The organism is Microbacterium sp. 3J1, assembly GCF_001049495.1.
GTDB lineage: Bacteria > Actinomycetota > Actinomycetes > Actinomycetales > Microbacteriaceae > Microbacterium.
Genome location: NZ_CDWI01000009.1, coordinates 17,515 through 29,844, shown reverse-complemented (window position 1 = coordinate 29,844; position 12,330 = coordinate 17,515). Strand labels below are relative to the sequence as shown.

General features: G+C 69.6%; 13 protein-coding genes. 4 read left to right on the top strand and 9 right to left on the bottom strand.

What is annotated here, in order from left to right; genetic code table 11:
• Window positions 1-167: 167 nt before the first annotated feature.
• The 7 genes from BN2660_RS06705 to BN2660_RS06675 all read right to left on the bottom strand — a co-directional run bounded on the left by BN2660_RS06705 (window position 168) and on the right by BN2660_RS06675 (window position 7,465).
• Window positions 168-737 (bottom strand): TetR/AcrR family transcriptional regulator, encoded by a 570-nt coding sequence (locus BN2660_RS06705; protein ID WP_255305069.1) that lies wholly within the window; start codon window positions 735-737, stop codon window positions 168-170.
• Window positions 738-808: 71 nt separating this feature from the next.
• A complete protein-coding gene (locus BN2660_RS06700; RefSeq protein WP_141651254.1) occupies window positions 809-1,768 on the bottom strand; it encodes a hypothetical protein in 960 nt (319 codons plus the stop codon).
• A 115-nt stretch (window positions 1,769-1,883) separates the two neighbouring features.
• Window positions 1,884-2,450, bottom strand: coding sequence for a dihydrofolate reductase family protein (locus BN2660_RS06695; RefSeq protein WP_091229006.1), 567 nt, complete (start codon window positions 2,448-2,450; stop codon window positions 1,884-1,886).
• Between the two features lie 157 nt (window positions 2,451-2,607).
• On the bottom strand, window positions 2,608-3,084 hold the full coding sequence (locus tag BN2660_RS06690) for a hypothetical protein (protein ID WP_091229667.1): 477 nt from the start codon (window positions 3,082-3,084) through the stop codon (window positions 2,608-2,610).
• 258 nt (window positions 3,085-3,342) lie between these two features.
• Entirely contained in the window at window positions 3,343-4,734 is a 1,392-nt protein-coding gene (locus tag BN2660_RS06685; protein ID WP_091229001.1) for an L-serine ammonia-lyase, read from the bottom strand.
• The gene (locus BN2660_RS06680) at window positions 4,731-5,975 is read right to left on the bottom strand and encodes a M20 family metallopeptidase (protein ID WP_091228997.1); all 1,245 of its coding nucleotides are present in this window, start codon (window positions 5,973-5,975) and stop codon (window positions 4,731-4,733) included. Before BN2660_RS06680 ends, BN2660_RS06685 begins: the two co-directional genes overlap by 4 nt.
• Window positions 5,972-7,465, bottom strand: coding sequence for an MFS transporter (locus tag BN2660_RS06675; RefSeq protein WP_091228994.1), 1,494 nt, complete (start codon window positions 7,463-7,465; stop codon window positions 5,972-5,974). The genes BN2660_RS06680 and BN2660_RS06675 overlap by 4 nt, the downstream gene beginning before the upstream one ends.
• 118 nt (window positions 7,466-7,583) lie before the next feature.
• On the opposite strand from BN2660_RS06675, the gene BN2660_RS06670 reads away from it, so the two are divergent.
• A complete protein-coding gene (locus BN2660_RS06670; protein WP_176697114.1) occupies window positions 7,584-8,585 on the top strand; it encodes an Lrp/AsnC family transcriptional regulator in 1,002 nt (333 codons plus the stop codon).
• Between the two features lie 7 nt (window positions 8,586-8,592).
• On the opposite strand, the gene BN2660_RS06665 is transcribed toward BN2660_RS06670, so the two are convergent.
• A complete protein-coding gene (locus BN2660_RS06665; RefSeq protein WP_091228988.1) occupies window positions 8,593-9,465 on the bottom strand; it encodes an NmrA family NAD(P)-binding protein in 873 nt (290 codons plus the stop codon).
• 82 nt (window positions 9,466-9,547) lie between these two features.
• Between BN2660_RS06665 and BN2660_RS06660 the strand changes: the two genes are divergently transcribed.
• From BN2660_RS06660 to BN2660_RS06650, 3 genes are all read left to right on the top strand, one after another.
• On the top strand, window positions 9,548-10,261 hold the full coding sequence (locus BN2660_RS06660) for a helix-turn-helix transcriptional regulator (RefSeq protein WP_255305068.1): 714 nt from the start codon (window positions 9,548-9,550) through the stop codon (window positions 10,259-10,261).
• Between the two features lie 51 nt (window positions 10,262-10,312).
• On the top strand, window positions 10,313-10,699 hold the full coding sequence (locus tag BN2660_RS06655; protein ID WP_091229661.1) for a VOC family protein: 387 nt from the start codon (window positions 10,313-10,315) through the stop codon (window positions 10,697-10,699).
• 146 nt (window positions 10,700-10,845) lie between these two features.
• A complete protein-coding gene (locus BN2660_RS06650; RefSeq protein WP_091228985.1) occupies window positions 10,846-11,835 on the top strand; it encodes a G5 domain-containing protein in 990 nt (329 codons plus the stop codon).
• Between the two features lie 4 nt (window positions 11,836-11,839).
• On the opposite strand, the gene BN2660_RS06645 is transcribed toward BN2660_RS06650, so the two are convergent.
• Window positions 11,840-12,328 (bottom strand): GNAT family N-acetyltransferase, encoded by a 489-nt coding sequence (locus BN2660_RS06645; RefSeq protein ID WP_091228982.1) that lies wholly within the window; start codon window positions 12,326-12,328, stop codon window positions 11,840-11,842.
• Between the last annotated feature and the right edge of the window lie 2 nt (window positions 12,329-12,330).

The following is a 12,330-nucleotide window of genomic DNA, read 5'->3' as shown; positions in this document are numbered from 1 at the left end:
TGCCCGCGCAGTCTTCGTTCTTCTCGCCTCAGTACTCTGGCTCGCATGAAGAAGCTCCCGTGCTCGCGACGCTCGGCGTCAGCATCCTCCCGCTGTCCGGATGCTCTCAGGCGTCGATCATCGCGATGCGATGCTCGCTCGCTGCACGCCGTGACCCGTCGGTCTAGCTAGCGCGCGATGCCTCGCAGCAGCCGCGTCACCGTCTCCTCGACCCGCTCCGCGCTCAAGGGCTGTCCGATGAGCGCGGCATACGACGCCATGGCAATGAGCTGGTCGGCGATCGCGCCAGCATCCACGTCCGGTCGCACCTGCTCGTCGACCTGTCCGCGGGCGATCCGTTCGGCGACCCAGGAGCGGATCGGCTGGGCCAGCCGTTCGTTGAGCGCCCGTCCGAGCTCGTGATCAGTCGCCGTCACCGCGATGAGCGCGCGGGCGAGCGCAACTCCCTCGGGCCGCGCCAGTCCCGTCGACATCGCCGTGAACCAGGCGTGCAGATCCGCGCGGATGTCATCGCTCATCGGCACGGACACGTCCGCTCCCGGAAGGTCTCCCTCGAGCAGCGCCTCACCGAGGATCGCCGCCTTCGACGGCCACCAGCGGTAGATCGTCTGCTTGGACACTCCCGCCGACTCCGCAAGGCCCTCGATCGTCACCGACTCGTACGTGCCGGCCATGACGGCAGCGCGCATCGCCTCCAATACGGACTGGCGCGCGGCTTCACTGCGAGGACGAGGCATAGGTACACGGTATCGAGGGTTGCGGGGCGACTTCGCCGTCCTCGCTCAACGACCGGGCAGGTGCGGCCCGCTCAACGACCGGAGACGTACGGCGACTCCTCCGCCGCCGCCGGCTGCTGCCCGGCATCCGTTTCTTGTCGCGTCGGCACGAGCATCCGCACGACCGTTCCGACGATGCCGATGACCAGCGCGACGAGGACCGGCAGGAAGCCGTCTTCTGCGAGGAGCATCGGGAAGATCTGCACCGATGCGGCGGTCATCTCGACGAGATTGCCGCCGAGGATCCGCGAGCCGAGGCCGTACTGGATGGCGCCGAACAGCGACGGAAGCAGCGCGAGCGTGAGGAGCGAGACGATCCACACGGCGATGCGCCACGCCGGACGAATGCCGCACCACGCGAGCGCGACTCCGACGACGATCGCCGGGATCCAGGTGGTCAACGAAGGCAGGAACACCGGCGGGAACGCGTCGCCCGTGAACGCGAGGAACCACCGCGCGACCCACTGTCCGAACGGCACTGCGGCGAGCGCGATCCCCAGAGCGGCGATGGCAGCGGATGGGCGCGAGGTCATCCAGAAGCCGAGCTGGGCGAGGAGCGCGGCGGCGACGGCCCCACCCAGCATCCCGCCGAGGTAGACCAGCGCCCTGACGTCGTAGGAGAGGGAGAGTCCGCCGGCGACGACGACGAAGCTCTGCAGAGTCGCGATGACGTGCACCGCGAGAACTCCCAGGCCTGCCGCCCAGACGGCGACCGTTCGCCGTTGCGACAAGATGCGGATGGCTATGCCCGCGAACACCCCGCCGAGCAGCACGAGCGAGAACAGCAGAATCGCGAAGTACTGATTGACGGGCAGCAGCACGATCGGCATCGCGTCGGGCATGGTCGCGACGGTCCACAGGTTCTGCAGCGGAAGGCGGGCACCCCCGACGAGCCAGGGCAGGATGCCGAGGAGTCCGCCGCCGACTCCGACGAGGAACGGAAGAAGGCGCGCGGGTGGAGTCGTGGGGGCGATCGGGGTGGAGACGGTCACGGGGAGAGCCTGGCATACCGGGAGCATCGCCGACGGGTGCGCCGCTCCTGGAAGCTCAGCCCGTTTCGTCTCGGTCGCTTCGCGGGCCTCGCTCGGCGACCGGGGTGCGCCTCGCTCAGCTGGCGGGAGCGGGACGGTACACGTGGGCGACCGCTCCGGATCGGAACTCGCGGCGGTCGACGAGTTCGAGCCGAATGCGCTCGCTCAGGCCGTCGAGCAGTCTCGGGCCGTGCCCGGCGATGACCGGGTGCACGACGAAGGTGAACTCGTCGATGAGCCCGAGCTCGGCCAGCGCCAAGGGAAGAGTCACCCCACCGACCGACAGCCCCTCGCCCGGCTGCTCCTTCAACGCCCTCACCACTTCGCCGACGTCGCCGCTGATGAGTTCAGCGTTCCAGTCGACCGCACTCAGCATGCTCGACACGACGTGCTTCGGCACACGGTCGATGGCCTCGGCGAACGGGACCTCCCACGCATCCATCCAGTCGGGCCACACACCGGATGCCGGAAGCCGCCAGGCGCCCTCCATCATCTCGTAGGTCGTTCGGCCGTAGATGACCGCATCCGCTCGCTGCATCTCAGCCGTCCAGAAGCCCATCAGCTCCTCGTCCGGAGCGACGCCCGCCTCATGGTGCACGCAACCGTCGAGCGTGACGTTGATCGCGTAGCGCAGTGGTCTCATCTCGCCGATCTCCTTCGATGCGGGCGGTGCGTCGCCAGACGCAGTCAGGCTACTGCCGCCCTTCCCGCGGCGCCAGCGACGCACAGCATCCGAGAAGAGGCGGGCAGGGCAACGCCCCTGCCGGTTCGACCGACAGGGGCGCCACAGTTCCGGGGGGTTACTGCTTCTCGAGCCGAACCGTCATGGTCGTTCCGAGGGCGGTCACCTCGTACGAGAGCTCGCCATCCGCGTAGGTGAAGGTCTTCGTCGGGTCGCTCGATGCGAGCATGGCCGAGTCAGTCTTCGTGGTGTCGTTCGCGGAATCGAAAGTGAACGTCGTCGACCCGTCCTCCGGAACCGTCACGGTTCCGGCCCAGTACAGCGACTTGCTGTCCGTCGCGTTCCACGACACCTCGATCGTGTCAGCAGTGATCGTCGCGCTCTGGAAGCTGTCGGGGGTGTTGGAGTTCGTCTGCTTCCACTCGCCCGTCAGGTCGACGGGCTCGGGCGCTTCTTCGACCTCTTCGGGCGCCGCCGACTGCGACTCGGTCTTCGTGTCTGTGCTCGCGCCAGGAGCAGAGCAGGAGGCAGTCCCGAGTCCGAGGAGGGCGAGTAGAGCGATCGTGGCCGTGGCCTTGGTGGCAGTGGTGTTCATGTCATCTTTCACGTGATTCGCGCGGGCGGCGCTGCTGAAGTCTCTCGTCGAGACCTCGCTCACCGTATCGGTCGTCCGACGACGAATCGGCCGTCGTTATCCCTTCGAGATGACCTCCTCGCGCAACATTTACCGCCAGCGTTCGCCTCCAGAACTCAGTTGCCGTTCAAGCCCCACCGCCACGAACCCGTCTTATGTCTGGTGCGGACTCTATGGGCCGACGGGGAGCTTCGCTCCTCGTTCAACACGCGAAGCCCGTCAGCACTCCACAACATTCACCGCGAGCCCGCCCCGACTCGTCTCCTTGTACTTGTCGCTCATGTCGGCGCCGGTCTGACGCATCGTCTCGATCACGGCATCCAGCGACACGACGTGGCTGCCATCGCCGTGCAGGGCGAGGCGGGCAGCCGTGACGGCGGTCGACGCGGCGACGGCGTTACGCTCGATGCAGGGGATCTGCACGAGCCCGGCGATCGGATCGCACGTGAGCCCGAGGTGATGCTCCATCGCGATCTCGGCCGCGTTCTCGACCTGCTGCGGGGTTCCGCCGAGCACGGCACACAGCCCCGCGGCCGCCATCGCGCACGCGGATCCGACCTCGGCCTGGCAGCCGCCCTCCGCACCGGAGATCGACGCGTTCGCCTTGATCAGCGAGCCGATCGCGGCGGCAGTCAGCAAGAAAGTCCGCACAGCCGCGGCATCCGCACCGGGCACGAACCGCACGTAGTACATGAGCACGGCAGGCAGGATGCCGGCCGCACCGTTCGTCGGAGCGGTGACGACCCTGCCTCCCCCGGCGTTCTCCTCGTTCACCGCGAGCGCGAACGCCTGCAGCCAGTCGGACGTGACCGGCTGCCCCGCAGCCTCCGCCCGGAGGATGCTGTCGCGCATCGACCGCGCCCGCCGCGGCACCCGAAGCCCACCCGGCAGCACTCCCTCGGCATCCAGCCCCGCCTCGACGCACTCGCGCATGGCGGTCCAGATCGCGTCCAACCCCGCGTCGACGGCATCCGCGCCGCGCACAGCGAGCTCGCCCTCCCGCGCGACGTCGGCGATCGAGCGACCACCGACACACAGGGAAAGCAACTCCGCCGCAGTGCGGAACGACGGCATCCCCTCGGCCTCGACGGGGCTCTCGACGTCCTCGCCGACGCGCTGGATGAATCCGCCGCCCACCGAGAGGTACGTCTCCTCCGCCATCGACACCCCACCAAGTCCGAACGCCCGGATCACCAGAGTGTTCGGGTGCCCGGGCTGCCGGGTGAACGGATCGAGCACCACGTCGGCGCTGTCGAACGCCACCGGCACGACGCCACCGAGAATCAGCGGCGACCCCGACGGATGCCCCGACCACGCTCCGCGCACGGCAGCCGGATCACATGTCTCGGGGTCCAGCCCGGCGAGGCCGGCGACCACCGCATCCGGCGTCCCATGCCCGAGCCCCGTCGCCGCCAGCGACCCGTACAGTACGACCTCGACACGACGGACTCCGGACGGATGCTGCGCCAGCACCCGCCGCGCGAAGTCGAGACCTGCCCGCATCGGCCCCACCGTGTGCGACGACGAGGGGCCGATGCCGATCGAGAACAGGTCGAAGGCCGAGACGTAGACGCTGCTGCGAGCGTCAGTGGCGGGGGCGAGAGTCGTCACTCCTCGCCCTGCGGGTGGGTCGTCGCTCCGACGGGCCGCGCGGCCTGCCGCGCGAGCAGGTCGGATCGGGACTCCGGCGTGAGCGCGACCGCGGCCGCCGCCCACGCGAGGCCGATCGCCGCGTCGACGACTGCGCGGTCGGCGGCGGGCGTCGCAGCATCCGCCGCGAACTGCTCGGTGTGCGGAGCCGACGTGGAGCCTGCGATCGCGATCCCGGGGTGGATCGACGGCACCACCTGCGAGACGTTGCCCATGTCGGTGGATCCGCCGGCTGCTCCCGAGAACGCGATCGGCTCGCGACCGAGTTCGGTCAGCGCGTCGTTCCACGCGTCGGCGAGCAGCGGCTCCTGCACCAGCGGGTCGTAGCGCGGCTCGGTGCGCACCTGCTCCCACGAGCATCCCGAGGCGATCGCACCGGCCTCGAAGCAGGCCATCACCCGCCGCTTGGCGTCACGCAGCTCGTCGAGATCGAACGAGCGCACCTCGGCCTGCAGCACGGTGCGCGCGGGGATGATGTTCGTCACCTCGCCGCCCTGCGTGATGACCGTCGCCGTGCGCACGGTGCCGGGCAGCTGCTGACGGAGAAGCCCGATCGCCGTGAGCGCCACGGTCGCGGCATCCAGTGCATTCACGCCCTTGTCGGGTGCCGCCGCGGCGTGCGCCGGCCGTCCGGTGTACGTCACCTGGAACCGGTCGACGGCCTGGGTCGCGAAGCTCTCGCAGCGGATGTCGATGCCGGGGGCGCCGTGCACCATGAGCGACACGGTCGCGTCTTCCCACGCTCCGCCCTCGAGCATGAGCACCTTCCCTCCACCGTGCTCTTCGGCGGGGGTGCCAAGCAATTTGACGGTGATCCCGGCGTCGTCGGCGATGGCCGCAAGCGCGATCGCCGCACCGAGACCGGCGGCGGCGATCACGTTGTGCCCGCAGGCGTGGCCGATCACGGGCAGCGCGTCGTACTCGGCGCAGATCGCGACCACGAACTCGCCGTCTCCGAAGCTGGCGTCGATGGCCGTGTCGACCCCGAACGCGCCCACCGTGGCGGTGAAGCCGGCGTCGCGCAGCGCCGCAGCGACGAGGTTCGCCGCACGGACCTCCTGGAACGCGATCTCGGGATCGGCGTGGATCTCGTGGCTGATCTCGACGAGCCGCTGCTCCCAGGCGCGCACCGCATCGGCGCTGCGCTGCTTCGCCTCCGCGAGGTCGAGCAGGGTACGGGTGGAGGGGTCGGCGAGGGTCATGCGGTTTCTCCTTCGAGAACGGGGTCGGCCGTGGTGGCGGGGACAGGAATGGTTTCTTCGACGACCGGAGCAGGGATGCGGAGGAACAGCGCGAGCACCGCGATCGCGACGCCGATGGCCGCGCAGATCGTCCACACTGCGACGTAGCCCGCGAACGCCGTGGTCGTCACGGCGGTGTCACCGGTTCCGACGGTCATGAGGAAGCTGCCCATGACCAGGGCGAACACGGCACCGGCGACAGCACCGGCCGCGGTGCGGGAGGTGTTGTAGAGGGCGGAGGCGATGCCCACCGAGTCGGCGGGAGCGCGGCGCACCACGATGGTCGGCAGCACGGAGATGAGCAGACCGTTGCCGAGTCCGCCGATCACCATGGCTCCGACGAACACCGCGATGACGGTGGGTGCCGAGAGGAATGAGACATAGCTGCCCGCGACGAGGACCCCGCCGAGGACGATCGCACCCTTGGCGCCGATGCGACCGGCGACCCGGTCTCCGGCGATCGAGGCGAGGAACGCCGAGAGCGCCGCGGCGAGCGAGATGACGCCGACCGTGGCCGCCGTGAAGCCGAGGCCGAAGCCCAGGGCGTCCGGGTCGCTGAGGATGTAGACGCTGGATGCCGTCTGCCCGCCGAACAACTGGGCTCCGAAGAGGAACGCGATGATGATCGGGAGTCCGATGCCGCCCTTCGTGAGCAGCGCGATGTCGATGAGCGGGTGCGCGACGCGCTTCTCGACCATCACCCAGACGACGAGCAGCGCGATGCCACCGAGGATCGTGACCCACGTGAGCGGGTTCGCCCAGCCCCACGCCGAGGCGTTCGAGATGCCGCCGAGTGCCGCCAGAAGGCCGATGCCCAGCAGCGAGGCGCCGAGCCAGTCGGTCTTGCCCGCGGCGCGGACGGTGGTCTCGGGCACGAGGAACGCGACGACCGGCACGCAGATCAGCAGGAAGATGGCCGGCATCCAGAGAACCGCCCGCAGATCGCCGAGAGCTCCGAAGAGGAGTCCGGAACCGAGGGAGCCGAGGGCCGCCCCGAACGTGAGCGCACCGACGAGCTTGCCGATCGAGCGTCCGGCCGACTTCTCGTCACGGTCGCGGACGATGGCGAACTCCAGCGGCAGGAAGGCCGCGAGCGGTGCCTGCAGCGCCCGACCGACGAGGAAGACCTCATAGCTCGGTGCGATCGCCACGACGATGGATCCGAGGGCGACGAGCGCCGTCGAGATCAGGAGCAGCTTCTTGTGCCCATACCGGTCGCCGAGCTTCGCGAGGATCGGCACGCAGACGACGGTCGCGAGCATGTACGCGGCGCTGACCCAGTTGAGCTGTGCGGCGCCGACGCCGAACTCCTCGCCGATCGCGGCGAGGAGCACGGGGTACCAGCCCTGCAGCATTCCGGAGCCCAGCTCCATGACGACGAGGAAGCCGACGGCGCCGCGCAGGGCGGTGCGGCCGGACGAGATCTTTCCGGGCGGTGCGGTGACGGCCATGAGGACTCCTAAGGAAGAGTTCGGGTGGTGCACATGAACAGATCGGGTGAGGAGACTCTAGGAACACCCCGGTAGGATGCCGGCACGGTGCACGAAAGAGGATCAAGAGGGACTTTGCATGCAAGAAATCGGACTGGACGATCTCGATCAGCGTCTGATCCACGCCGTGCAGGTGAGTCCGCGGGCGAGCTGGAGCACTCTCGCACCCGTCGTCGGCGCCGACCCCGCCACCCTGTCGCGGCGCTGGGCGCGACTCGTCGAGCAGGGCGTCGTCTACGTCACGGGCTACGGTGGGGGAGCGCCCGCCATGCTCGTCCTCATCGAGATCGAATGCAGCCCCGGCGAGACACTGGCGGTCGCCGAGACTCTCGGCCGCGACCCCGAAGCCCTCACGATCGACCTCACTGCGGGTGGCCGCGACATCTTCCTGACCCTCGCGGTGCCGGATGCCGAGGCGCTGGCCGTCTGGACTCTCGAGCGCATCCGCGGCGTCGCCGGCATCCGCTCGATGCGCACCCATCTGGTCTCGGAGACCGTGCGCGACGCACGCGGGTGGCGCCTGCGCGCGCTCGCGGCGGCCGAGGTCACGCAGATCGAGAGCCTCGAGCGGCGAGCGCCCGCCGCGCCCGTGCGCATGTCGACCGAGCAGCGGAGCGCCATCGCCGCCGAGCTCGCCTACGACGGCCGCGTGGGGGTTACCGAGCTCGCCACGCGCCTGGGTATGGCTCCGCGCCGGGTCCGGGACGCGATCGCCGAGATGCGGGAGTCCGGTCGGCTGACGATCCGTGTCGACGTCGCGCGGAAGTACACGCCCTGGCCGATCTACGCGTGGTACTTCCTGCGGGTCCCGGCCGCGATGGCGGCCCGGATCGGTGCGCAGCTCGGCCGCATCGAGGAGGTGCGACTCGTCGCCAACACGGTCGGCGAGTACAACGTCATCATGGCCGTGTGGCTGCGCACCCTGCAGGACGTCGGCCGCATGGAGGCGATCATCGAGGAGCGCCTGCCCGGGGTCAGCATCGCCGACCGGTCGGTCGTGCTGCGCACCACCAAGCACCTCGGCCATCTGCTGCACCCCGACGGCAGGGCCACCGGCGAGATCGTGCCACTCGCGCTCTGACGGCCGCCTACGCGAGCGCGGCGACGAGCTCCTCCCGCACCCACGCGCGCAATCCGGTCGGCGTCGTCGTCACGACCGTCCGCGGCTGCTCCGGCACGAATCCGTCGCGGAGCCCGGTCGACATCCCCAGCACGGCATCCGCCATCGCCTCCGGCATGCCGACCGCGAGCAAGCCGTCTCTCATCTCTTCGTCTGCGATCCGCTCGACCGTCACTTCCCGCCCGAGCTCCTGCGTGAGGATCTCGGCGACCTGTGACCAGCTCAGATCCTCGGGTCCGTGCACGGCCTGCACGCGGTGGCCGGTCCAGTCCCGATTCAGCGGCGTGAGGGCCGCCACCTCGGCGATGTCACGCGGCGCCACCCACGGCATGGCCGCATCGAGCGGAAGCACGGTCTGCAGCCGGCCGGCCTTCACCGACTCGACGTCGAGCAGCAGGTTGCTGAAGAAGTAGCCGCATCGCAGATGAGTGACGTCGATGTCGAGCGCGTCGAGCGCCGTTTCGGTCGCCGCGAGTCCGTCGATCTCCCCCACGCCGTGACGTTTCTCGGCGCCGACGCTGCTCTGGAACACGACGCGACCGATGCCGTTCTCGACGACGGCACGCACGAGCGCATCCGTGGCGCGGGCGTAGTCGGCGAGCGGATCCTCTGACATCACCGAAGGATCGACCCAGTAGACGGCATCGACACCGCGGGTCGCGGCCACGACCTCGTCGGCGTCGTGCGAGTCCGCCCGGGCGACATCGACGAACGGGATCAGCTCATCGTCGATCTGCTCGGGATGCCGGGAGAGCAGCAGGGGGCGGATGCCGGCGCGCACCAGCATCCGCGTGAGGTGGCGCGCGACGTTGCCGTTCGGGGTGGTGACGGCGATTCTCATGGCGTGTCCTTTCGTCTGTGACCGGCCACGATAGATGCAGATGCGGCCTGTTCATGGCCGCATCCTGAGTGATCATGGAATCGTGGACTCGCCCTCGAACCGCACCCTGCACCTGCTGACACTGCTTCAGACGGGCGGCGAGTGGAGCGTCGACGACCTGGCCGAGCGCCTGGACGTGAGCCGTCGAACGGTGCGGCGCGACGCGCAGCGGCTCCGCGATCTCGGCTACGACGTGCACTCCCGACCGGGGCCGGGCGCGGCGTACCACCTGGTGCCCGGAACGAGGATCCCGCCGTTGCTGCTGAGCGCCGACGACGTCGCCACGATCATCACGAGCCTGCTCGTGCTCGAGACCTGGACGCCCGACGACCCCTCGGCATCGATCGCGCGGTCGAAGCTGCAGCAGACGCTTCCGCCCGCGCTGCGTCGGCGCGCGGCGGCCACGGCGCTCTCGACGCAGATCCTGCGCGAGCCGCCCGCTCCGGTCGACTGGACGCTCGTCGGCACGCTCGCGGATGCCGTCGCCCAGGGCGCGCGAATCCGCTTCGACTACACCGACCAGCACGGCCGGGCATCGACGCGGGTCGTCGAGCCGCACCGTCACTTCCTCCGCGAACGGCAGTGGTACGTCGTCGGATTCGACGTCGACCGCGACGACTGGCGCCTGTTCCGGCTCGATCGGATGCGGGCGACCGGCGTCCTTCCCGGCGCATACTCGCCGCGGGAGTTCCCGTTCGCGTCGATCGAGGAATGGCTGACGAGCGACTTCGGGCGGGCCCCGCAGTCGGAGGACTGAGGCCGAGCAACCCCCTGTTCAGCGGAAGACTGTCGCCCTACCCTGATGCGCATGTTGAAGATCGTGTCGATCGTGATCCGCGTGAACGACCTCCCTGCGCAGTCCCGCTTCTGGCAGGCCGCCCTCGACTACGTCGAGCGGGACCCGGCATCCGATGACTGGGTCGTGCTGAAGCCGCGCGATGCGGACACCCCCTGCATCGCCCTCGATGCGCACCACTCCGAGCGGGTGCTGCCGCCCCGCATCCACCTCGACATCTACGCCGAGGATCAGGATGCCGAAGTGCGGCGTCTCGCCGAGCTCGGCGCTCGCGAGGTGCACTGGGACAACCTGCCGGACGATGCCGACTACGTGATCATGGAGGACCCCGAGGGCAATCGGTTCTGCATCGTGGACCGGCCGGACTGGGTCGGGTGGGGGCGCGTTCGCGGCGCGTAGTGCGGGAGGGGCGGCGTCGGGGTTGACGCGCAGCCGTCGGGCACGACCAAATCGTTACTTGTTCGCGGCGTCCAGTAACCGATATACAGGTCGAGGCGCTCTGGGGGCGCCGGCGATTCGTCGCCTCATCGTCGAGGGGAACTCTCATGTCACAGCCGCCTGCCGCCTGGCATCCCGATCCGGAGGATCCGCGACAGCTCCGCTGGTGGGACGGCCATCGCTGGACGGCTGCGACCGCACCATCGCCTGCTGCCGCCGCGACGACGCAGATCACGACTGCCTCCGCGCCGGGGGCCGCAGCCGTGGCCGCACCGGCCGCGCGCAAGACCGGCTGGCGCACCGCCGGGATCATCGTCGCCGCACTCGTCGTCGGCGGTGTGCTCGCTCGGCTGTCGCCCATCGCGATACTCCTGGTCGCCACGGCGGTCGTGGGCATCGCTCTCTACGTCATGATCGCGCGTCCTCTTCCGGCTCTGGGACTCCGGTCCCGGATGTCGGGAGTCGCCGCCCTGGGAATGGCCGCGCTGCTGGTCACCGGTGGCGGCATCGCGAGCGCGAACAGCGGAAGCACTCCGACGGCATCCGAAGCTCAGAACCTTGCCGCGGTGGCGGCGCCCTCGACTCCGTCGCCCAGCCCGACCCCGACGCCGACCACGTTCGAGACGGTCACCGAGGAGGTGCCCGTGCCCTTCACCGCGGCCACCGTCGACGACCCGCAGCTCGACCGGGGCGCCACCGCGCTCGTGACCGCCGGCGTGAACGGCGTGAAGGTGATCACCTATCGCGTGACGCTGGTCGATGGCGTGGAGGTGGCACGCGAGATCGTGGGCGAGTCCCTCTCCGTACAGCCGGTGAACGAGGTGACGGCGGTCGGAAGCAAGGCTCCGGCACCGGTCGTCGCTGCCCCGGCTCCGGCGCCCGCGCCCGCACCTGCACCTGCACCTGTGCCGCTCGTGCAGCAGGGTGGCGGCGGATGCGACCCGAACTACACCGGAGCCTGCGTGCCGATCTCCAGCGACGTCGACTGCGCGGGCGGCAGCGGCAACGGACCCGCGTACGTGCAGGGCCCCGTGCAGATCGTCGGATCCGACATCTACGACCTCGACCGCGACGGAGACGGGATCGCCTGCGACTGATCGGCTAGTCGTCCGCTTCCAACGAGCGGTAGAAGTAGAACGCCTTCTCACCGGTGTCGGGATCGCCGTTGCTGAAACCGTGGCGCTCGTAGAAGCGCATCGTGTCGGCATCCGATTCATCGACGTTGATCTCGATCTCGGCGACTCCGAGCTCACGGCAGGTCGCGACCATGTGCTCGAGGATCGCGGATCCGATGCCCGTACCGCGGTGAGCCGGCTCGACGTACATCTCATCGAGGAGGGCGACCGGGCCGTCGGACCACACGTTGCGGCGGAGCGTGACGAGGGCGACTCCGAGCGCGGGTGCGCCGCCGAGGGCCGGGTCGCCGCCCAGGATGGCGAAGGTCGAAGGCTCCGCGAGAAGCGAGCGCAGTCGAGTGGCGAGCACCTCGACTCCGGGGGTCGGGGTGTCGAACTCCGAGTTGAAGGCGTGCAGGAGTTCGGCCACGACGACGGCATCCGCGGGAGTGGCACGGCGCGTGGGAGCCGTCATGG